The sequence below is a fragment of the Saccharothrix sp. 6-C genome, assembly GCF_016695385.1.
GTDB classification, from domain to species: Bacteria; Actinomycetota; Actinomycetes; order Mycobacteriales; family Pseudonocardiaceae; genus Actinosynnema; species Actinosynnema texasense.
The window spans coordinates 3,698,684-3,719,473 of record NZ_CP064192.1; the positions used below are offsets into that span (position 1 = coordinate 3,698,684).

The window sequence follows — 20,790 nt, forward strand, 5'->3', positions numbered from 1 at the left end:
CCTCGCCCGACCGGCCCTCACCTGGGCCCCGCGCCCGTCGAGCCGCGCACCACGAGCTCGGGCAGGAAGACGAACTCGGCGTGCGTGCCCAGAAGAGCATGGCCCCGCGTGCCGCCGATCTCCTCCAGCAACGCGTTGACCGCGGCCTGGCCCATCGCCTCGACGGGTTGGCGCAACGTGGTCAGCGGCGGGTCCGCGAACACGATCAGGGGCGAGTCGTCGAACCCGACCACGGACACGTCCTGGGGGACGCTCAGCCCGCGCTGCCGCGCCGCCCGGATCGCGCCGAACGCCATCAGGTCGCTGCCGCACACGATCGCCGTGCACCCCTTGTCCAGCAGCGCCGTCGCCGCGGACTGCCCGCCCTCGACGGTGAACAGCGAGTGCTGCACCAGCGCCTCGGCCTGCTCGGCGGTGTAGGGGAGCGCGGTGCGCATGTGCTGCACGAAACCCTCGATCTTGCGCAGCACCGGCACGAAGCGGCGCGGCCCGACGGCCAGGCCGATGCGCTCGTGCCCCAGCTCCACCAGGTGCGACACCGCCAGGCGCATGGCCGCGCGGTCGTCGGTGGACATGAACGGCGCGGAGATCTTCTCCGTGTAGCCGTTGATCATGACGAACGGGATGCCGCGCCCGGCCAGCTTGGTGTAGCGGCCCATGTCGGCGGTGGAGTCGGCGTGCAGGCCGGAGACGAACACGATCCCGGCCACGCCCCGGTCCACCAGCATCTCGGTCAGCTGGTCCTCGGTCGACCCGCCCGGCGTCTGCGTGCACAGCAGCGGCGTGTAGCCCGCGCTGGTCAGCACCTGTTCCACGACCTGGGCGAGGGCGGGGAAGATCGGGTTGCCCAGCTCGGGCGTGATCAGCCCGATGAGCCCGGCGCTGCGCTGCCGCAGGCGCGGTGGTCGTTCGTAGCCGAGCAGGTCCATGGCGGCCACCACGGCCTGGCGGGTGGCCGTGGACACGCCGGACTTGCCGTTGAAGACCCGGCTGACGGTCGCCTCGCTGACCCCGGCCTGCGCGGCGATGTCGCTGAGCCGGGCGGTCACGCCGTCCATGTGGGTTCCTTCCTCCGAGGCGGCACGCGCCCACGAGGAAAGTCCTTGCAAAGGCTTTCAGCAAGTCCTTGACCGTCACAGTTCGGGAGCCAACCCCGCTGAACCGAGGCAGAGGGCGGCCTGGCGGGCTCCGGCGGCCATCGACCCGGCTAGGTCGGCGCCCGCGAGGTGGGCGACCAGGAAGCCGGAGAAGAACGCGTCGCCGGCGCCGTTGGCGTCCACGACCTCCTCGATCGGCACGGCGGCCACGTGGTGGACGACGCCGTCCACCACGGCCACCGCGCCCTCGGCGCCGAGCGTGGCGACCGCGGGCTTGTCGAGCGACCGGAGGAACCCCGGCAGCGCGTCGCGGTCGGTGAAGGCGTCGTCGTTGAGGAACACGCGGTCGGCGGCGTCGAGGAAGTCTCGGTGGAACTCGGCGACGCCGTCGTAGTCGTGCAGGTCGCACCACACCGGCACGCCCGCCGCCCGGGCGGCGCCCAGCAGGGGACGGGCGTGGTCGGCGAGGTCGATGACGGCCACGTCGGCCGTCGCCAGCGCGGCCAGCGCGCGTTCGTCGTGCTCGGCCCGGTGCAGCCGGGGGAGTTCGAGGTAGATCGACACCCGCCCGCCGTGCGGGTCCATCAGGTTCAGGTGCTGCTCGGTGGCGGTGTCGACCACCTCGGCGATCACCCGCACCCCGGCCCGGTCGAGCGCGTCGAGGACCGCCCGCCCGGCCTCGTCGTCGCCGACGACGGTCCGCAGCGTGACGTCCGCGCCGAGGGAGGCGAGGTTCAACGCCTTGCCGGCCGACGTGCCGCCGACCGCCGTGCCGTGGCCGGTGGCGAACGCGGTGTGCGGCCGCGCCGGGGGCAACCGGTCGAGCCTGACCAGCCGGTTCCACGACACCGGACCCGCGACGAACACCTTCGGCTTGTGCATGCGCGCCAGTGTGAGGGGTGATCAACAGCACGGCCAACGGCGAGGAGGATCGGACTGCAAGTTCTGTCATGTTTGTCTCTATAGCTTCAGTGTTGACCGAAAATGACGAACATCCCTCACGTGCGCGCGCCATCCGGAAACATGATCGACTCGAACCACGACCGAGCACGCCGAGAGAGGTCGCTCCATGTCCCGAAGCAACGACTTACTGAGACGTTCGCTCGTTCCCGTCGCCACCGCGGGCGCACTCGCCCTGATCGCACCACCGGCCACCGCCGCCGACGTCGACGTGCCCTGTGACGCGTCCGCGCTGGTCGAGGCAGTGGCCGCGGCCAACGCGTCGAGCGTTCCGGACGTCCTGTCGCTGACGCCGAACTGCGTCTACACGCTCACCGCGCCCGCCGTTCCGGCGGGCAGGGAAGGGCTGCCGGCCATCGCCGGGAAGCTCACCGTCCACGGCAACGGCGCCACCATCGCCCGGGCCGCGGACGCACCGCAGTTCCGGCTCATCACCAACTGGGGCGACCTGAGCCTCGACCACGTCACGCTCACCGGCGGTCACGCGCAGGACGCGGTCGGCGCCGACTCCTCCGGGTCGGGGAACCCGGGTCGGGGAACCCGGGTGGCTCCGGCGGGGCCATCGAGAACTGGGGTCCGCTGAGCATCAGCGACAGCGTGCTGAGCGGCAACGCCGCCGGCGCGGGCGCCCCCGGAGCGGACGCCACCGGCACCGCGGCCGCCGGTCGCGGCGGGCTCGGCGGTTCCGGCGGCGCCATCTCCTCCTACAGCTCGACGTCGGTGCCGGTCACCATCACCGGCAGCACGATCACCGGCAACGTCAGCGGTCCCGGTGGGCGGGGCGGTGACGGCCTCGGCGCGGGGACTGGCGGTCGTGGCGGCTCGGGCGGTTTCGGCGGTGGCGTGCACACCATCGGCGGCACCGCGCTGCGCATCAGCGGCGGCGTCGTCACCGGGAACGTCGCCGCCGACGGTGGCGTGGGAGGTTCCGGTGGCGTCGACGGCGGCGGGGGAGGAGAGGGCGGCTCGGGCGGCGCCGGCGGCGGTGTGGACGTGGGTGGCCGGGTGGGCCAGTCGCTGAGCCCTTCCGTCACCGGCGTCAAGATCACGGCCAACCGGGCGGGCCGGGGTGGTGACGCCGGCGCCGCCGGGCCCGGCGGCTACGCCGGTTGGGCGGGCTTCGGCGGCAGCGGCGGCGGGGTCGCCGTGTACCGCGAGTCCCTCACCCTCGACCGCAGTTGGGTCAGCGCCAACGCTGCGGGTGAGGCCGGCGCGGGGGTGGCGCCCTGGCCGGGTTCCGGCGGTGGCATCGACACCCTGGACGCGCACGTCACGCTGGTCAGCGGGACCGTGGTGACCGGCAACCGGCCGGACAACTGCGACTCCGCGGCCCACGTGCCCGGCTGCGTCAACGTCCCGGTCGCCCGGGCCCGGCGCGGCGAGGCGGCCGTCGGCCGGGACCTCGGGGTGGAAGACCTCACCCGTGCGGCACGCGCCGCGTCGGTGCCGGCGAGGTAGTCCGCGTCCCGTGCCCGACCGCGATCACCGGTCGGGCACGGGACCGCCACCTGCGTCAGAACTCGACGGCCAGCGAGTCCAGCCGGTGCCCGAGCGGCGGGACGGGGGAGCGGTCGAGCACGTCGTACGCCGGGCGGAGGTCGGGGAAGCGGTCGAGCAGGGCGCGGAAGCACTCGTCGGCCTCGGTCCGGGCCAGGGCCGCGCCCAGGCAGTAGAACGCGCCGAGCCCGAACGCGGTGTGCCGGTTGGGCCTGCGGGTGATGTCGAACCGGTCCGGGTCGGCGAACACCTCGGGGTCGCGGTTGCCGGCGGTCATCGCCAGGTAGAAGCGCGTGCCCGCGGGCAGGTCGTGGCCAGCGCGTGCCCGCGGGCAGGTCGTGGCCGCCGACCTCGACGGGCGCGGTGCTCTCGCGGACGATCAGGGCCGCCGGTCCGTCGCAGCGCAGCATCTCCTCCACGGCGGCGGGGGTGAGGTCGGGGTCGGCCTGGAGCCGGGCGAGCTCGTCGGGGTGCTCCAGCAGCAGCACGAGGCCGTTGGCGATGAGCCCCGCGGTCGTCTCGTGGCCCGCGAACAGCAGCAGCACGCAGTTGGCGACGATCTCGTCCTCGGTGACCAGGCCCTCGCGCTCGGCGCCGACGAACATGCTGACGAGGTCCTCGCGGGGCTCGGCCCGGCGTTGCCGGACGAGGCCGCGGACGTACTCCTCCATCTCCAGCACGCTGCGCTGGGACTGCCGCAGCCGGTCGAAGCCGGCGAGCTGGAAGATCGCCACGATGTCGCGCGACCAGGCCTGCAGCTGTTCGCGGTCGGAGGTGGGCATGCCCAGCATCTCGGCGATCACGTTGGCGGGCAGCGGGTACGCGAGGTCGGCGACGACGTCCATCCGGCCGCGTTCCGCCACCGCGTCGAGCAGTTCGGTGGTGAGCTCGCGGATCCTGGGCCGTAAGCCGTTGACGGTGGCGGGGGTGAAGTAGCGCTTGAGCAGCTGCTGGAACCGCACGTGGTCGGCTTCGGCGGTGTGGCCCATCCACAGGTGCATGGACTTGCGCAGGGGGAGCAGCTCGTCCTGCTCGGCCTGGCTGAACGTGGACAGGCCCTGGGCCGTGTTGGCGGGGGAGAGGCGGCGGTCCTTGAGCGCGGCGACGATGTCGGCGTGCCGGGTGAGCAGGTAGGCGTCGAGCTGGGGGAGGTGGCTGACCGGGCTCTCGGCGCGGATGCGGTGCAGCAGCGGCACCGGGTCGGCCAGCGCTTCGGGCGTGAACAGGTCGTAGGACCGGACGGCAACGGCTGAGTCGCTCATGACGGCAGTCTGGTCCCGCCGCCCGGTCGGCGACCACCTGCGCCGACCGGGATGCCTTTATCTTCTCAATAACTTCAGTGTTGACTGAATGTAATCCACCAACCGTCAGGCACGCTGACAGCACCCACCAAAAACAGCAAGGAGAGCAAAGACCGGTCAGGCCTGGTCGGCCCACCAGCGGCGGCCGGTCGCGGGCAGGGTGGAGATCGGGTCGTAGTACGGGTAGCGGCGGTCGAGGGCTTCGGGGTCCTCGAGCTCGATGCCGGTGCGGTAGTTCTTGGTCCAGTACGAGATGCCGAGCTCGCGGTCGTACTCGTGGAGCTGGTGGACCCACCTCTTGCCGACGTACGGGACGTCGCAGACGATGCGCGGCGTGGCGTAGCCGGGCAGGTAGCCCATGATCGCGTGCTGGAGCTCCTGCGCTTCCCAGACGGCGACGCGCCAGTGCTCGGCGTTGGGGATCATGTCGCACATGTAGAAGTAGTACGGCAGGATGTTCGCCTCGCCCTGGAGCGCGAAGCAGAGGTCGAGCAGGTCTTCCGGGGTGGCGTTGACGCCCTTCATGAGCACGCCCTGGTTGCGGACGTCGCGGACGCCGACTTCGAGGGCGGTGCGGGCGGCTTCGGCGACGAGCGGCGTCACGGACTGCACGTGGTTGACGTGGGTGTGGATGGCGAGGTTGACGCCGCGGCGGCCGGCGGTGCGGGCGACGCGTTCGAGGCCTTCGACGACCTTGGGCTGGAGCCAGTGCTGGGGCAGTCCGGCGAGGGCCTTGGTGGCGAGGCGGACGTCGCGGACGGTGTCGATGTCGAGCAGTCGCATGAGGAACGACTCGAGCTGGGGCCAGGGGACGTTGGCGACGTCGCCGCCGGAGACGACGACGTCGCGGACGCCGGGTGTGCGCTTGAGGTAGTCGATCATCTGGTCCTGGCGGTCGACCGGTTTGAGCGCGAGCTTGTGCTTCTGGACCTGGGGTGTGGAGTTGCCGACCAGGTCCATGCGGGTGCAGTGGCCGCAGTACTGGGGGCAGGTGGAGACGAGTTCGGCGAGGACCTTGGTGGGGTAGCGGTGGGTGAGGCCTTCGACGACCCACATCTCGGCTTCGTGGAGGGAGTCGCGGGCGGAGTGGGGGTGGCTGGGCCAGTCGGGGTCGCGGTCGGAGTGGACCGGGATCATGTAGCGGCGGATCGGGTCGGCGAAGAAGGCTTCGGTGAACGCCTCGGGGTCGAGTGGGGCGTCGGGTGCCATGGTGTTGAGCATCTGGGGTGGCACGAGCATGGACATGGTGGCGGATCGCTGCTGGTCGGCGGCCAGTTCGTCGTAGAACCGGTCGGTGAGCAGGTCGCCCATGAGGGTGCGCAGCTGTTTGGGGTTCTTGACGCAGTTGGCGCGTTGCCACTGGGCGTCGCGCCATTGGGCGTCGGTGGTGTCGCGCCAGCCGGGGAAGCGGCGCCAGTCGGGTTCGACCAGCTCTTGGCGCACGTAGGTGTAGGGCTGGAGGTCAGCCCTGTGCTGCGTGGGCGTGACCTCGTGCAGCGCAGTCATCCATGCTCCCTCTGGGTCGAGTGGCGTGAAGATATGCTGCCAGATGACCTGTTCGCCGTAAATATTACGGCGGGGAGCGTTTCGGGGTGGTTGTGCGTTGGGATGGGTATGCGTGTGTTCGCGGTACTGCTGGTCGGGTTTGCGGTGGAGGTGACCGCCCTGGTGGCGGCGTACGGGGCGTGGGGTCTGCTGCCGACCCTGGGTCTGTTGCTGCTGGGCGGGGTGGTGGGTTCGGTGTTGCTGCGTCGTGAGGGCGCGCGGGCGGTGGCGGCGTTCTCGGAGGCGGTGCGGACGCGTCGGGCGCCGCACCAGGAGGTCGCGGACGGGGTGTTGATCGCGGCGGCGGCGTTCTTGATCATCTTGCCGGGGTTCGTGAGCGACGTGGTGGGGTTGGTGTTGTTGTTCCCGCCGGCGCGGCGGGTGTTGAGTCGGCGGATGGCGCGGCGGGCGGAGGAGCGCGAGCGGGCGATGGTGTTGAACGTGCGGTACGGGCAGCACCCGATGGCGGGTGGTGTGGTGGTGGACGGTGATGTGGTGGAGGTGCGGCCGGAGTCGTCGTCGGATCGGCCGGAGTTGACCTGATCGGGTGTGGCGGGTGGTTTCGCGCTGCCGGGCCGGTGGGGTGGTTCCTAGGCTTCGCCCTGGTTCGTTTCCAGGGAGAGGTGTGGTCATGTCGGGCGATCTGCGGGTGGACAACGTCGACCGGGCTTTCGCGGTGTTCGACGTGGACGGTGACGGGGTGATCGGCTGGGAGGACTTCTCGGCGGCGGCCCGGGGTGTGGGTCGGGAGTTCGGGTTGGGGGTGGAGGCGCCGCAGGTGCGGAACTTGGTGGCGGCGTACCGGGAGGTGTGGGCGTACGTGGCGGGTGCGGACCTGGACGGGGACGGTGTGGTGAGCCGGGGTGAGTTCCGGGAGGCGCACGAGTCGGGGCGGTTGTCGGCGGCGGAGTTGGTGGAGAAGTGGTTGGTGGTGTCGGGTCGGAACTTCGAGGTGGCGGATCGTGATGGTGACGGTGCGTTGGACGGGAGTGGGTTCGCGGGGATCTACCGGGGGTCGGGGGTGACGGATCCGCAGGTGGCGGCGATCGCGTTCGCGGGGATGGACGTGGACGGGGATGGTCGGGTGGATCGGGTGGAGTTCCAGACGCACGTGCGGGGGTTCTTCACGGCGGAGGACGCGTCGGTGAAGGGCGCGCGGATGTTGAGCGGGGGCTGAGGGGTCGGTCGGGGGTGTCGTCGGGGGGTGGCTTGGGTATGTGAGACGGCATGACCGTCATCGGTGTGCACGCGTCTCATGAGCAGGTCCACCCTTCCGCGTTGTTGGCGGCGGTGCGGCGGGCGGAGGAGGTGGGTTTCGGGGCGGCGATGAGTTCGGACCACTTCTCGCCGTGGAGTGCGCGGCAGGGGCAGAGCGCGTTCGCGTGGTCGTGGTTGGGTGCGGCGTTGCAGGCGACGGGGTTGCCGTTCGGGGTGGTGAACGCGCCTGGTCAGCGGTATCACCCGGCGATCGTGGCGCAGGCGATCGGGACGTTGGGTGCGATGTTCCCGGGTCGGTTCTGGGCGGCGTTGGGCAGTGGTGAGGCGAGCAACGAGCACATCACGGGTGGTGGGTGGCCGCGCAAGGAGGTGCGGAACGCGCGGTTGTTGGAGTGCGTGGAGGTGATCCGCGCGTTGTTGGCGGGGGAGGAGGTCAGTCACGACGGTCTGGTGCGGGTGGATCGGGCGCGGTTGTGGACGAGGCCGGAGGTGCCTCCGTTGTTGATCGGTGCGGCGGTGAGCGAGGAGACCGCGCGGTGGTGTGCGGGGTGGGCGGATGGGTTGATCACGGTGAACGCGCCGGTGGAGCGGTTGGAGCGGATGGTGGCGGCGTACCGGGATGCGGGTGGTCGGGGGAAGTTGCACTTGCAGGTGCACTTGAGTTGGGCGGAGTCGGAGGAGGAGGCGCGGGGGGTCGCGCACGAGCAGTGGCGGAGCAATGTGTTCGGGCCGCCGGTGTGTTGGGACTTGGACACGGCGGAGCACTTCGACGTGGTGTCGGAGCACGTTCCGGTGGGTCGGGTGGCGGAGGTGGTGAACGTGTCGTCGGATCTGGGGTGGCATGCGAAGACGATCCGGGGTTATGCGGATCTGGGGTTCGAGGAGATCTACCTGCACCACGTGGGTCGGGAGCAGGAGCGGTTCCTGGACGCGTTCGGTGAGCGCGTGCTGCCGGAGGTGGGGGCGTGAAGCTGACGAGGACGGCGGACCTGTGGTGGAAGAACGCTGTGGTGTACTGCTTGGACGTGGAGACGTTCCACGATTCGGATGGTGACGGGCACGGTGATTTCCGGGGGTTGATCGACAAGATCGACCACTTGCACCGGTTGGGTGTGACGTGTTTGTGGTTGATGCCGTTCTTCCCGACGCCGGATCGGGATGACGGGTATGACATCACGGATTTCTACAACGTGGATCCGCGGTTGGGGACGTTGGGTGATTTCGCGGAGTTCGTGCGGACGGCGCGGGACCGGGGGATGCGGGTGATCGCGGACCTGGTGGTGAACCACACGTCGGATCAGCATCCGTGGTTCCAGGCGGCGCGTGATCCGGGGAGTCCGTTCCACGATTGGTACGTGTGGGCGGACAAGCCGCCGGCGGACGCGCACGAGGGTGTGGTGTTCCCGGACAAGGAGACGTCGTTGTGGACTTACGACCGGAAGGCGAAGCAGTACTACTTGCACCGGTTCTACCGGCACCAGCCTGATCTGAACGTGGCGAACCCGCAGGTGCGGGATGAGATCGCGCGGGTGATGGGGTTCTGGATGGAGTTGGGGTTGTCGGGGTTCCGGGTGGACGCGGTGCCGTTCTTGTTGGAGGCGCCGGTGGAGGCGTTGCCGGATCCGCACGACTACCTGGCGGATCTGCGGGCGTTCCTGTCGCGGCGCAACGGCGAGGCGATCCTGTTGGGTGAGGTGAACCTGCCGTACACGGAGGCGATGGCGTTCTTCGGTGGTTCGGACGGTGTGGGCGACGAGTTGCACATGTGTTTCGACTTCATCGGGATGCAGCAGATGTACTTGTCGTTGGCGCGGCAGGACGCGAGTCCGTTGACGCATGCGTTGAAGGAGCGGCCGGAGCCTCCGCGTGATTGTCATTGGGCGACGTTCGTGCGCAATCACGACGAGTTGACGTTGGACAAGTTGACGGAGCCGGAGCGGCAGGAGGTGTTCGCGGCGTTCGGTCCGGATGAGGACATGCAGTTGTACGGGCGGGGTCTGCGTCGGCGGTTGCCGTCGATGTTGGAGGGGGATCTGGGTCGGATCAAGATGGTGTACAGCTTGTTGTTCTCGTTGCCCGGGACGCCGGTGTTGTTCTACGGCGAGGAGGTCGGGATGACGGAGGACCTGTCGTTGGAGGGGCGGTTGGCGGTGCGGACGCCGATGTGGTGGGACTCGGTGGACGAGCAGCGTCGGGACGGGGATTCGTTGTTGGGGTGGACGCGGTTGTTGGTCGAGCGTTATCGGGAGTGCCCGGAGTTGGCGTGGGGTGAGTTCTCGACGATCGACACGGCGGAGCCGTCGGTGTTCGCGCACCGGTGTGAGATCGATGGTGGTGTGGTGGTGGCGGTGCACAACTTCGCCGATCGGGAGGTGTCGGTGGAGGTGCCGAAGGTGGATGGTGTGCTGACGGATCTGTTGGTGGACGGGACGGTGGCGCCGGGGAAGGACGGGACGGCGGTGGTGGAGCTGGGTCCGTACGGGTGTCGGTGGTTCCGTCAGGTGAGGCGGTAGCCGTGGGCGGGTCGGTTGGCCATGCCGTAGCGGGGTTGGACTTCGGCTTTGCCGATGGTGACGAGGTGTTCGAGGTAGCGGCGGGCGCTGACGCGGGAGAGGCCGGCGCGGTCGCCGACTTCTTGGGCGGAGAGGTCGTCGTCGGTGGTTTTGAGGGTGTCGTGGACGAGTTTGAGGGTGACGGCGGAGAGTCCTTTGGGTAGGGCGGTCCGTGGTCGGTGTTGCAGGAGTTGGTCGACTTCGTCCTGGTCGAGCCAGGGGCCGAGGCGTTGGGCTTCGGTGCGGCGGGCGAGGTATTCGCGCATGCGGTCGAGGAACGCGGCGCGGGTGAAGGGTTTGACGAGGTAGTGGTCGACGCCGCGGGACATGGCTTGGCGGACGGTGTCGCGTTCGCGGGCGGCGGTGACGGCGATGACGTCGACGGGTGCTCCGGGTCTGGCGCGGAGTCGGGCGAGGACTTCGAGGCCGGAGATGTCGGGGAGGTGGATGTCGAGCAGGACGAGGTCGGGGTGCAGGGTGTCGACGGCGCGGAGGGCTTCGCCGCCGGCGTGGGCTTCGCCGACGACGGTGAAGCCGGGTAGTGCGTCGAGGAAGCCGCGGTGGACGGCGGCGACGGCGAAGTCGTCGTCGACGACGAGGGTGCGGATGGTCATCGGGCGGCCTCCGGGAGCCAGACGTCGAACGAGGCGCCGCCGAGTTCGGAGTCGGTGAGGTGGACTCGTCCGCTGCGGCGGGTGACGACGCGGGAGACGAGGGCGAGGCCGATGCCTCGTCCGTGTGCGCCTCGGGGGGCTTTGGTGCTGACGCCGAGGGTGAAGATGCGGTGGCGTTGGGTGTGGTCGACGCCGGGTCCGTCGTCGTCGACGACGACGCGGACGCCGGTGGGGTCGGAGTGGACGAGGACGCGGACGGTGCCGCCGGGGTGGACGGCGTCGACGGCGTTGTCGACGAGGTTGCCCAGGACGGTGAGGGCGTCGTCGCCGGTGCGGGCGTGGACGGTGGTGGCGGGGTCGAGGCGGAGGGCGACGCCGCGTTCGTGGGCGGTGGAGGACTTGGCGAGCAGGAGGGCGGCGAGGGCGGGGTCGGTCATGGCGCCGCCGATGATGTCGGAGGTGACGGAGCCGGCGCCGCCGACGCGTTCGATGTAGGCGACGGCGTCGTCGCGTCGGTCGAGTTCGACGAGGCCGCTGATGACGTGCAGGTGGTTGGTGAACTCGTGGGCTTGGGCGCGGAGGACTTCGGTGACGGTGCGGTGGCCGTCGAGTTCGCGCAGGGCGTCGTGGAGTTCGGTGCGGTCGCGGAGGGTGAGGACGACGCCGACGGGGCGGCCGTGGGTTTTGGCGGTCATGCGGTTGGCGAGCAGGACGCGTTCGCCGGCGAGGACGAGGCGGTCGGTGACGTCGTCGTGGGTGCGGGTGAGGTCGAGCAGGCCGCCGTGTTCGAGGACGGTGGCGGCGGGTTTGCCGGTGGGGTCGTGGGTGAGGCCGAGGAGGCGGAGGGCTTCGTCGTTGACGAGGACGAGGCGTTCGTGGTCGTCGACGGCGACGACGCCTTCGCGGATGCCGTGGAGCATGGCGTCGCGGGTTTCGAGGAGGTGGGCGATCTCGTCGGGTTCGAGGCTGAAGGTGCGGGTGCGGACCAGGCGGGTGACGAGGGCGGCGCCGAGGACGCCGACGAGGGCGGCGGCGGCGAGCCAGCCGATGAGTTCGGGGAGGTCTTCGGCGAGGTCGGCGTCGAGTTCGCTTTCGAGGATGCCGACGGAGGCCATGCCGATGATGGCGCCGGTGGGGGAGCGGACGGGGACTTTGGCGCGCAGGGAGGTGCCGAGGGTGCCGGTTTCGGTGCCGACGAACACGTGGCCGGACAGGGCGCTGCTGGGGTCGGTGGAGACGCGTTCGCCGATGCGGTCGGGGTCGGGGTGGGCGTAGCGGACGCCGTCGAGGTCGGTGACGACGACGTAGGTGACGCCGGAGGCGCGGCGGAGGAGTTCGGCGAGGGGTTGGATGGTGCCGGCGGGGTCGGGGGAGGCGAAGGCGTCGACGACGGTGGGGAGGCGGGCGACGCTTTCGGCGACGGAGAGCATGCGGTCCTTGTAGGCCTCGCGGATGCGGTCGCTCTGCATCTTGGCCGCCAGGAGGCCTGCCGCGCAGGTGGTGGCGAGGACGATGACCACCTGCAGGGCGAGCAGGGTGACACCGAGGGGGACCGAACGGCGGCGCATGGCTGAGCATTCTGGCCCACCGGGTGTGAGCGGGGCCACGACCTATACGACCAATACGGCCGTTACGACCTTTGCGGGGTGGGGTGGGGGGTGGGCTCCTACCGTTCCGGCCCACCGGAGCGACGGTGCTGCGGGCTTGGCCGTGATCGGCCGGATTTGTGGTGGAGGACCCGATGGCAGGACAGCACACCCGACTTCTCGCGGCCGTGGCGGTCGCGGGCCTGGTGCTCGCGGGGTGCGGGGGTGGTGGTGGGGCCGGTGACGAGGTGGGCCGGTTGGAGATCATGGCGCCGGCGGATCCGGGCGGGGGTTGGGATCAGACGGCGCGGGCGATGCAGGCGGCGATCGACGGCGCCGGGTTGGCGGACTCGGTGCAGGTCAGCAACGTGGGTGGGGCGGGCGGCACGGTGGGGCTGCAGAAGTTGGCCAACGAGCGGTCCGAGAGCTACCTGATGGTGACCGGGTTGGTGATGGTGGGGGCGGTGGAGACCAACGGGGTGGACAAGCGGTTGGAGGACACCACGCCGATCGCGCGGTTGACCGCGGAGGACGAGGTGGTGGTGGTGCCGGCGGAGTCGCCGTACCGGACGATCGAGGAGTTGTTGGCGGCGGTGCGGGAGAAGGGCAAGGGGGTGTCGATCACCGGTGGTTCGGCGGGCGGCACGGACCACGTCCTGGCGGGGATGTTGTTGCAGGCGACGGGGATCGACCCGGGGAAGTTGAACTACGTGCCGTACTCGGGTGGTGGTGAGTCGTTGGCGGCGTTGTTGGGTGGGAAGGTCGACGCCGGGATCTCGGGTGTGGGCGAGTACGTGGAGCAGATCAAGGCGGGGAAGCTGCGGGCGTTGGGGACGTCGGGGCCGAAGGAGCACCCGGAGTTGAAGGTGCCGACGTTCGCGAAGCTGGGCACGGGTGTGGAGTTGATCAACTGGCGTGGGGTGGTGGCGCCGGGGTCGATCTCGGTGGCGGCGAAGGACCGGCTGGTGGAGCTGGTCACGGCGATGCACGCGAGCCCGCAGTGGCAGGAGGAGCTGAGGAAGAAGGGCTGGACGGACACGTTCCAGACCGGGCACGACTTCTCGACGTTCCTGACCAAGGAGATCGGCCGGATCAAGCCGGTGTTGCAGGAGATCGGCCTGGTGTCGTGACGTCCCCGGACCCGACTGCCCCCGACCCGGTGCCCTCCGACCCGGTGCCCTCCGACCCGGTGCCCTCCGGCCCGGTGTCACCCGGCCCGGTATCCCGCGACGGCGTATCGGCGGGCGTGTCCCGGTCGGCGCGGGCGGAGGAGTACGTCTTCGGCGCGCTGGTGGCGGCGTTGGGGGTGTTCACGCTGGTGGACGCGACGTCGATCGCGGTGCGGGGCTCGACGGGCACGGTGGGGCCGCGCGCGTTCCCGTACGCGGTGGGTGTGCTGCTGCTGGTGACGGGGGTGGCGGCGGTCGTGGCGGCCGCGCGCGGCCGGTTGGGCGCGGCGCAGGACGCCGAGGACGTCGACGCGGCGGTGCGCACCGACTGGGCGACGGTGGTGAAGCTGGTCGCGGTGCTGGTGGCGCACCTGGCGCTGATCGACGTGGTGGGCTGGCCGGTGGCGGCGGCCGTGCTGTTCTTCGGGGCGGCGTGGACGTTGGGCGCGGTGTGGTGGAAGGCGCTGCTCGTCGCGGTGGCGCTGGCGCTGGTCGTGCAGGTGCTGTTCGCGTCCGGGCTCGGTCTGTCGCTGCCCGCCGGGGTGTTCGAGGGGGTGCCGTTGCTCGATGGGTGACCTCACCGCGCTGTTGGAGGGCTTCGCGACCGCCGCGCAGCCCGAGTACCTGCTCTACGCCCTGCTGGGCGTCACCCTGGGCACCGCCGTGGGTGTGCTGCCGGGCATCGGCCCGGCGATGACGGTGGCGTTGCTGCTGCCGTTGACGTATTCGCTGGAACCGACCGCCGCGTTGATCATCTTCGCGGGCATCTACTACGGCGGCATGTACGGCGGGTCGACCACGTCGATCCTGCTCAACACGCCGGGCGAGTCGTCGTCGGTGGTGACGGCGCTGGAGGGCAACCGGATGGCGCGCGCCGGGCGGGGCGCGGCGGCGCTGGCGACGGCGGCGATCGGGTCGTTCGTGGCGGGCACGATCGCGACGGTGCTGCTGACCGCGTTGGCGCCGTCGATCGCCGACCTGGCCGTGACGCTGGGCCCGGCGGACTACGTGGCGCTGATGGTGGTGGCGTTCACCACCGTGGCGGCGCTGCTGGGCGCGTCGCCGGTGCGGGGGCTGGCGTCGTTGGCGCTGGGGTTGTTCATCGGGTTGGTGGGCACCGACACGCTCACCGGGCAGCAGCGGTTCACCCTGGGCGTGCCGACGCTGTCCGACGGGGTGGACGTGGTCGTGGTCGCGGTGGGGGTGTTCGCCGTGGGCGAGGCGCTGTACGTGGCGGCGCGGATGCGGCACGGCCCGGTCGAGGTGGTGCCGGTGGGCGGGAAGTGGATGACCGGCGAGTTCTGGCGGCGGTCGTGGAAGCCGTGGCTGCGGGGCACCGCGATCGGGTTCCCGATCGGCACCATCCCCGCCGGCGGCGCGGACGTGTCGACGTTCCTGTCCTACGCGGCGGAGAAGAAGCTGTCGCGGCGCCCGGAGGAGTTCGGGAAGGGCGCGATCGAGGGGGTGGCCGGGCCGGAGGCGGCGAACAACGCGGCCGCGGCGGGGGTGCTGGTGCCGCTGCTGACGCTGGGGCTGCCCACGACGGCGACGGCGGCGGTGATCGTGGCCGGGTTCCAGAGCTACGGCATCCAGCCCGGTCCGCTGCTGTTCACCAACGACTCGGAGCTGGTGTGGGCGCTGATCGCGTCGCTGTACATCGGCAACGTGATGCTGCTGGTGCTGAACCTGCCGCTGGTGAGGATCTGGGTGAAGGTGCTGCAGATCCCGCGGCCCTACCTGTACGCGGGGATCCTGCTGTTCGCGGCGTTGGGCACCTACGCGGTGAACTTCGTGGTGGACGACCTGGTGGTGCTGCTGGTCATCGGGGTGGCGGGGTTCTTCATGCGCCGCCGCGGCTACCCGGTCGCGCCGCTGGTGGTGGGGCTGATCCTGGGGCCGATGGCCGAGGAGCAGGTGCGGCGGACGTTGCAGATCGGCGAGGGTGATCCGGCGGCGTTGGTCACGAGCCCGTTCGCGGCGGTCGCCTACGCGGTCCTGGCGGCGGTGGTGGTGTTCGCGGTGGTGCTGCGCGTCCGCCGCAGGAGCTGACAGTTCCGTGCCCGGCCCCAGGGGGGTAGCCCCTCGTGGGGTCGGGTACGGCCGTCTACGGCCCCGCAGCGTGTCCCTTGCGGAATCTCGCCCGTTCGCGTGAAGATATCCCGGTCCAGAGCCTTGTCGACCGGAGGATTTCCATGACGTCGCCCTACGGTCTGCACCGCGTCCTCGACCCCGCCGGGGTGCTGCCGCAGCAGGCCCGCCGGCTGGACGCGACCCCGGTGTGCGGCCCCGACGAGGTCCTCGTCGACGTCTCCCGGCTCAACCTCGACGCCGCCTCCTACCGGCAGCTGCGCGAGGAGCACGGCGTCGCCGGCGTGCGGCGGGCCGTGCTGGACATCGTCGCCGCCCGCGGCAAGATGCAGAACCCCGTCACCGGATCGGGCGGCATGCTGCTGGGCACCGTCCGCGAAGCCGGCCCCCGCTCCCCGCTCGGCCTGCGGCCGGGCGACCGGATCGCGACCCTGGTGTCGCTCACCCTCACCCCGCTGCGCATCACCGACGACCTCGCCGCCTGGGACGGGACGGACGAGCAGGTCCCCTGCCGGGGCACCGCGGTGCTGTTCGGCCGCTCCATCGCCGCCGTGCTGCCCGACGACCTGCCCGAACCGCTGGCCCTGTCCGTGCTGGACGTGTGCGGCGCGCCCGCCTTGACCGACCGGGTCGTGCGCCGCCGCCACGCGCCGTCGGTGCTGGTGCTGGGCGGCGGGGGCAAGTCGGGGTCGCTGTCGCTGGCCGCCGCCCGCCGCGCCGGCGCGTCCCGGCTCGTCGCGCTCGTGCCCACCGCCGCCGAGGCCGCCGCCGTCCGCGCCGCAGGTCTCGCCGACACCGTCGTCGTCGCCGACGCCCGCGACCCCCTCGCCGTCGCCGACGCGGTCGGCGACCGGGTGGACGTGACGGTGGTGTGCGTGGACGTGCCCGGCTGCGAGCACGGCGCGATCCTGGCCACCGCCGACGGCGGCACGGTCGTGTTCTTCTCCATGGCCACGTCCTTCCCCGCCGCCGCGCTGGGCGCCGAAGGCCTCGCCGCCGACGTGGAGATGCTCGTCGGCAACGGCTACGTGCCAGGTCACGCCGCGTTCGCCCTGGACCTGCTGCGCGGCGAACCTGCCGTGCGGGCCCTGTTCGAGCACCGGCAGACTCAGCAGGCGTGACTACCGTGAACGGCGCCCCCGGGGCGACGCGCCTGCTCGTGGGGGGACGCATCCACTCCCCGACCTCCCCCGACGCCACCGCCATGGCGATCAGCGACGGCACCGTCGTGTGGCTGGGGCAGGACGCCGCCGGCCGCGCCCTGCACCCCGACGCCGAGGTGACCGACCTGCGCGGCGCGTTCGTCGCCCCCGCGTTCGTCGACGCCCACGTGCACGCCACCTCCGCCGGGCTGCTGCTCACCGGCCTGGACCTGACCGGGTGCCGCTCCCTGGCCGAGCTGCTGCACGCCGTGCGCGCCGCCGAGGGCCCCGTGGTGTGGGGCCACGGCTGGGACGAGACCCGCTGGCCGGAGAACCGGCCGCCGACCCGCGCCGAACTCGACGACGCCGCCCGCGGCGCCCGCGTCTACCTCTCCCGCATCGACGTGCACTCCGCGCTGGCGTCCACCGCGCTGCTCGACCTCGCCCCCGACGCCCGCGGCGCCGACGGCTGGACCCCCGACGGGCCCCTCTCGCGCGCCGCGCACCACCACGTGCGCCGCGCCGCGAAGGACGCCATCCCCGCCGACCGGCGCCGCGCCGCCCAACACGCGTTCCTGCGGCACGCCGCGTCGCGCGGCATCGCGTCGGTGCACGAGTGCGCCGGACCCGACATCTCCAGCCGCGACGACCTCGCCGACCTGCTCGCCACCGACCTGCTCGACGTCGTCGGCTACTGGGGCGGCCTGGACCCGGTCGACCTGCCCGTGCGCGGCCTGGCGGGCGACCTGTTCGTCGACGGCGCCCTGGGCTCCCGCACCGCCGCCCTGTGCGAGCCCTACGCCGACGCCGACACCACCGGCGCCCTCTACCTCGACGCCGACGCCGTCGCCGGGCACCTCGTCACCTGCACCCGCGCCGGCATCCAGGGCGGGTTCCACGTCATCGGCGACGCCGCCGTCGCCACCGTCGTCGACGGGTTCGCCCGCGCCGCCGACGTCGTCGGCGTCCCCGCCCTCGCCGCCCGCCGCCACCGCCTCGAACACCTCGAGATGATCACCCCCGAGCAGGCCGCCCGGCTGGGCTCCTGGGGTGTCGTCGCCTCCGTGCAACCCCTCTTCGACCGCGAGTGGGGCGGCCCCGACGGCATGTACGCCCGCCGCCTCGGCGCCCGCAGGGGCACCGCGCTCAACCCGTTCTCCCGGCTCGCCGCCGCCGGCATGATCCTCGCGCTGGGCTCCGACGCCCCCGTCACCGCCATCGACCCGTGGGCCGCGGTCAAGGCCGCCGTCCACCACCGCACCGACGGCCACGGCATCTCCCCGCGCGCCGCGTTCACCGCCCACACCCGCGGCGGCTGGCGCGCCGCCGGCGTCGACGACGGCGTCACCGGCACCCTGCAACCCGGCGCGCCCGCCACCTACGCCGTGTGGGAGGCGGGGGAGCTGGAAGTCGCCGCCCCCGACAGCCGCGTGCAGCGCTGGTCCACCGACCCGCGCTCCCGCGTCCCCGCCCTGCCCGCCCTCGACGGACCCACCCCCGCCTGCCTGCGCACCGTCCTGCGCGGCCGCACCGTCCACGACCGGGGCGACCTCGCGTAGCCCGCACCGCAGAACAGGAGTGAACCCGATGGCGTTGCTCGACCTCGACCCGCAGGTGGTCGCCACGGCGCGCGCGCTCGCCGCCAAGGCCGCCGAACCGGTGGTGGCCCTCGCCAAGGCCCACACCACGGTGGCGGTCGAGCGCGCCACGCTCCGCCTGGCCGGCATCACCGGCGCCGACACCACCCACCGCGCCGGCGACGTCCCCTGGGTCAACCGGGTCGTCGACACCGTCCGCGAGCACTGCGGCCTGGAACACGGCGTCGCGCTGCCCGTCTTCCACGCCCTGCGCGCCCACGACCTGACCAGCCTCACCGACCTGGCCGAGGCCACCGCCGCCGGACAGGTCCGCTACACCCAGCCCGCCGGCCGCGACCGGGAACGGGCCCGCAAGGCCGCCACCGCCGCCGTCACCAAGGGCCTGCGCACCGTCGACCGCAACCGCGCCCGACGCGACCGGCTCGTCGCCACCCTCGGCGACCCTCCCCGACGACCCTGGATCTACCTCATCGTCGCCACCGGCGACATCGACGAGGACGTCGTCCAGGCCCGCAACGCCGCCCGCGCCGGCGCCGACATCATCGCCGTCATCCGCTCCACCGGCCAGTCGCTGCTCGACTACGTCCCCGAAGGCGCCACCCACCACGGCTTCGCCGGCACCTACGCCACCCAGGAGAACTTCCGCATCATGCGCGCGGCCCTGGACGAGGTGTCCCGCGAAGTCGGCCGGTACGTGCGGCTGACCAACTACGCCTCCGGGCTGTGCATGCCCGAGATCGCCGTCCTCGCCGGCCTGCAACGCCTCGACATGATGCTCAACGACTCCATGTACGGCATCCTGTTCCGCGACATCAACCCCGTGCGGACCTTCGTCGACCAGCGCTTCTCCCGCCAGGTCCACGCCCGCGCCGGCATCGTCATCAACACCGGCGAGGACAACTACCTCACCACCGCCGACGCCGTCGACGCCGCGCACACCGTCACCGTGTCCCAACTGCTCAACGAGCACTTCGCCCACGAAGCCGGCCTGCCCGACCACCTCCTCGGCCTCGGCCACGCCTTCGAGATCAACCCCGCCGTGCCCGAGTCGTTCCGCCTCGAACTCGCCCACGCCCTGCTGGCCCGCGAACTGTTCCCCGACGCGCCGCTCAAGTGGATGCCGCCCACCAAGCACATGACCGGCGACGTGTTCCACGGCTACCTGCTCGACGGGTTCTTCACCCTCGCCGGCCTGCTCACCGGCCAGTCCATCCTGCTCGTCGGCATGATGACCGAAGCCGTCGTCACCCCGTTCCTGTCCGACCGCGACCTCGCCCTGCGCAACGTCCGCTACGTCCTCGACGCCGCCGGCGGACTGCGCGAGGACTTCCGGCCCGCCCCCGACGGCCTCATCGTCACCCGCGCCCACCAGGTCCTCGGCGAAGCCGTCGACCTGCTCGCCCGCATCGTCGACGACGGCCTGCTCGACGCCATCGCCGACGGCACCTTCGGCCTCATGAAACGCCCCGCCACCGGCGGCAAGGGCGCCGACGGCGTCGTGGAGAAAGCCGACGACTACCTCAACCCCGCCGCCGACCTGCTGGAGGCACACCCGTGACACGCCACGTCCGCCCCTACGGCGACACCACCGGCGACGGCATGGTGCAGACCTCCTTCACCCTCCCGATCCCCGCCGGACCCCACGCCGACGGCGCCGCCCAGCAACTGGCCAACAAGATGGGCATCGACCCCGCCATGGTCGTGCACTCCCACCCCATCGGCGACGACTTCACCTTCTTCGTCGTCTACGGCTCCGTCCGCCACCTCGTCGACCTCGACGACGTGCGCGTCGTCGAACGCGACTACCCCCTCCTGCCGCCCGCCGAGATCAACACCACCCTCAAGAAGCTGCTGCGCCGCAAACTCGTCGTCGTCGGCGCCTGCATCGGCACCGACGCCCACACCGTCGGCATCGACGCCATCCTCAACATCAAGGGCTTCGCCGGCGAGAAAGGCCTCGAGTACTACCGCGAGCTCACCGTCGTGAACCTCGGCGCGCAGGTCTCCGTCCCCGAACTCGTCCGCCGCGCCCGCGCCGAGAAAGCCGACGCCGTCCTCGTCTCCCAGGTCGTCACCCAACGCGACGCCCACATCCTCAACACCCAGGAGATGTCCGCCGCGTTCCGCGAGGCCATGGGGGAGCGGCGGCCCCTGCTCATCGCCGGCGGACCCCGCTTCGACCCGCTCATGGCCGCCGAACTCGGCGTCGACCGCGTGTTCGGCCGCGGCACCACCCCCGGCGAAGTCGCCAGCTACCTCACCCACGCCGTGCGCACCAGGACCCGCACCACCACCCAGACCACGACCACCACCACGACCACCACCACGACCGCCGCCCGCGGGAAAACCAGGCGCGGGACCAAGGCCGGGACCACCGCCGCACGCAAGGAGAACGCGTGAGCCTCACCGAGGGATTCACCGTC

At 71.6% G+C, this 20,790-nt stretch carries 20 protein-coding genes and 1 pseudogene; 14 read left to right on the forward strand and 7 right to left on the reverse strand.

The genetic code is table 11. The features are described 5' to 3' along the window. Positions 1–17: 17 nt before the first annotated feature. Positions 18–1,058, reverse strand: coding sequence for a LacI family DNA-binding transcriptional regulator (locus IOD16_RS15780; RefSeq protein WP_123741454.1), 1,041 nt, complete (start codon positions 1,056–1,058; stop codon positions 18–20). A 75-nt stretch (positions 1,059–1,133) separates the two neighbouring features. Beyond that, positions 1,134–1,979, reverse strand: coding sequence for a carbohydrate kinase family protein (locus IOD16_RS15785; RefSeq protein ID WP_201440663.1), 846 nt, complete (start codon positions 1,977–1,979; stop codon positions 1,134–1,136). Between the two features lie 187 nt (positions 1,980–2,166). Here IOD16_RS15785 and IOD16_RS40265 point away from each other — a divergent pair, with 187 nt between their 5' ends. Both IOD16_RS40265 and IOD16_RS40270 read left to right on the forward strand, forming a co-directional pair. Further along, complete coding sequence (locus tag IOD16_RS40265; RefSeq protein ID WP_236595010.1) at positions 2,167–2,640, forward strand: hypothetical protein; 474 nt, start codon at positions 2,167–2,169, stop codon at positions 2,638–2,640. 14 nt (positions 2,641–2,654) lie between these two features. Continuing rightward, entirely contained in the window at positions 2,655–3,515 is an 861-nt protein-coding gene (locus IOD16_RS40270) for a hypothetical protein (protein ID WP_236595011.1), read from the forward strand. Positions 3,516–3,570: 55 nt separating this feature from the next. Here the strand turns inward: IOD16_RS40270 and IOD16_RS40275 are convergent, their stop codons facing one another. Beyond that, a complete protein-coding gene (locus tag IOD16_RS40275; protein ID WP_236595012.1) occupies positions 3,571–3,831 on the reverse strand; it encodes a cytochrome P450 in 261 nt (86 codons plus the stop codon). A 100-nt stretch (positions 3,832–3,931) separates the two neighbouring features. Continuing rightward, positions 3,932–4,555 (reverse strand): annotated as a pseudogene (locus IOD16_RS41500) (cytochrome P450); the annotation flags it as partial. Here IOD16_RS41500 and IOD16_RS40285 point away from each other — a divergent pair. Beyond that, a complete protein-coding gene (locus IOD16_RS40285; RefSeq protein WP_236595014.1) occupies positions 4,517–4,807 on the forward strand; it encodes a hypothetical protein in 291 nt (96 codons plus the stop codon). The pseudogene IOD16_RS41500 and the gene IOD16_RS40285 overlap by 39 nt on opposite strands. A 165-nt stretch (positions 4,808–4,972) precedes the next feature. On the opposite strand, the gene IOD16_RS15800 is transcribed toward IOD16_RS40285, so the two are convergent. Continuing rightward, positions 4,973–6,361 (reverse strand): KamA family radical SAM protein, encoded by a 1,389-nt coding sequence (locus IOD16_RS15800; protein WP_201440664.1) that lies wholly within the window; start codon positions 6,359–6,361, stop codon positions 4,973–4,975. A gap of 108 nt (positions 6,362–6,469) precedes the next feature. Between IOD16_RS15800 and IOD16_RS15805 the strand changes: the two genes are divergently transcribed. The 4 genes from IOD16_RS15805 (at position 6,470) to IOD16_RS15820 (ending at position 10,131) form a co-directional block, all read left to right on the forward strand. Further along, on the forward strand, positions 6,470–6,943 hold the full coding sequence (locus tag IOD16_RS15805) for an FxsA family protein (RefSeq protein WP_201440665.1): 474 nt from the start codon (positions 6,470–6,472) through the stop codon (positions 6,941–6,943). A gap of 88 nt (positions 6,944–7,031) precedes the next feature. Next, positions 7,032–7,577, forward strand: a complete 546-nt coding sequence (locus IOD16_RS40985) for an EF-hand domain-containing protein (RefSeq protein WP_201440666.1) — start codon at positions 7,032–7,034, stop codon at positions 7,575–7,577. Positions 7,578–7,627: 50 nt separating this feature from the next. Next, positions 7,628–8,587, forward strand: coding sequence for a TIGR03885 family FMN-dependent LLM class oxidoreductase (locus tag IOD16_RS15815; protein ID WP_201440667.1), 960 nt, complete (start codon positions 7,628–7,630; stop codon positions 8,585–8,587). Continuing rightward, entirely contained in the window at positions 8,584–10,131 is a 1,548-nt protein-coding gene (locus IOD16_RS15820) for an alpha-amylase family protein (protein ID WP_236595015.1), read from the forward strand. Before IOD16_RS15815 ends, IOD16_RS15820 begins: the two co-directional genes overlap by 4 nt. On the opposite strand, the gene IOD16_RS15825 is transcribed toward IOD16_RS15820, so the two are convergent. Together IOD16_RS15825 and IOD16_RS15830 are read right to left on the reverse strand one after the other, a co-directional pair. Continuing rightward, positions 10,116–10,784, reverse strand: a complete 669-nt coding sequence (locus IOD16_RS15825) for a response regulator (RefSeq protein WP_201440668.1) — start codon at positions 10,782–10,784, stop codon at positions 10,116–10,118. The two genes, IOD16_RS15820 and IOD16_RS15825, sit on opposite strands and share 16 nt — an antisense overlap. Beyond that, positions 10,781–12,391, reverse strand: a complete 1,611-nt coding sequence (locus IOD16_RS15830; protein ID WP_236595016.1) for an ATP-binding protein — start codon at positions 12,389–12,391, stop codon at positions 10,781–10,783. The genes IOD16_RS15825 and IOD16_RS15830 overlap by 4 nt, the downstream gene beginning before the upstream one ends. A 134-nt stretch (positions 12,392–12,525) precedes the next feature. On the opposite strand from IOD16_RS15830, the gene IOD16_RS15835 reads away from it, so the two are divergent. From IOD16_RS15835 to IOD16_RS15865, 7 genes are all read left to right on the forward strand, one after another. Continuing rightward, positions 12,526–13,500 (forward strand): Bug family tripartite tricarboxylate transporter substrate binding protein, encoded by a 975-nt coding sequence (locus IOD16_RS15835; RefSeq protein WP_201440669.1) that lies wholly within the window; start codon positions 12,526–12,528, stop codon positions 13,498–13,500. Beyond that, complete coding sequence (locus IOD16_RS15840) at positions 13,497–14,114, forward strand: tripartite tricarboxylate transporter TctB family protein (protein ID WP_236595017.1); 618 nt, start codon at positions 13,497–13,499, stop codon at positions 14,112–14,114. Before IOD16_RS15835 ends, IOD16_RS15840 begins: the two co-directional genes overlap by 4 nt. Next, on the forward strand, positions 14,107–15,588 hold the full coding sequence (locus IOD16_RS15845) for a tripartite tricarboxylate transporter permease (RefSeq protein WP_201440670.1): 1,482 nt from the start codon (positions 14,107–14,109) through the stop codon (positions 15,586–15,588). Before IOD16_RS15840 ends, IOD16_RS15845 begins: the two co-directional genes overlap by 8 nt. A gap of 143 nt (positions 15,589–15,731) precedes the next feature. Next, positions 15,732–16,748: an L-erythro-3,5-diaminohexanoate dehydrogenase gene (locus tag IOD16_RS15850; RefSeq protein WP_123741465.1), complete on the forward strand. Its 1,017-nt coding sequence runs from the start codon at positions 15,732–15,734 to the stop codon at positions 16,746–16,748. Beyond that, a complete protein-coding gene (locus tag IOD16_RS15855) occupies positions 16,745–18,328 on the forward strand; it encodes an amidohydrolase (RefSeq protein WP_236595018.1) in 1,584 nt (527 codons plus the stop codon). Before IOD16_RS15850 ends, IOD16_RS15855 begins: the two co-directional genes overlap by 4 nt. Positions 18,329–18,356: 28 nt before the next feature. After that, positions 18,357–19,925, forward strand: coding sequence for a lysine 5,6-aminomutase subunit alpha (locus tag IOD16_RS15860; protein WP_201440671.1), 1,569 nt, complete (start codon positions 18,357–18,359; stop codon positions 19,923–19,925). Beyond that, entirely contained in the window at positions 19,922–20,767 is an 846-nt protein-coding gene (locus tag IOD16_RS15865) for an OAM dimerization domain-containing protein (RefSeq protein ID WP_268957717.1), read from the forward strand. The genes IOD16_RS15860 and IOD16_RS15865 overlap by 4 nt, the downstream gene beginning before the upstream one ends. Positions 20,768–20,790: the final 23 nt, after the last annotated feature.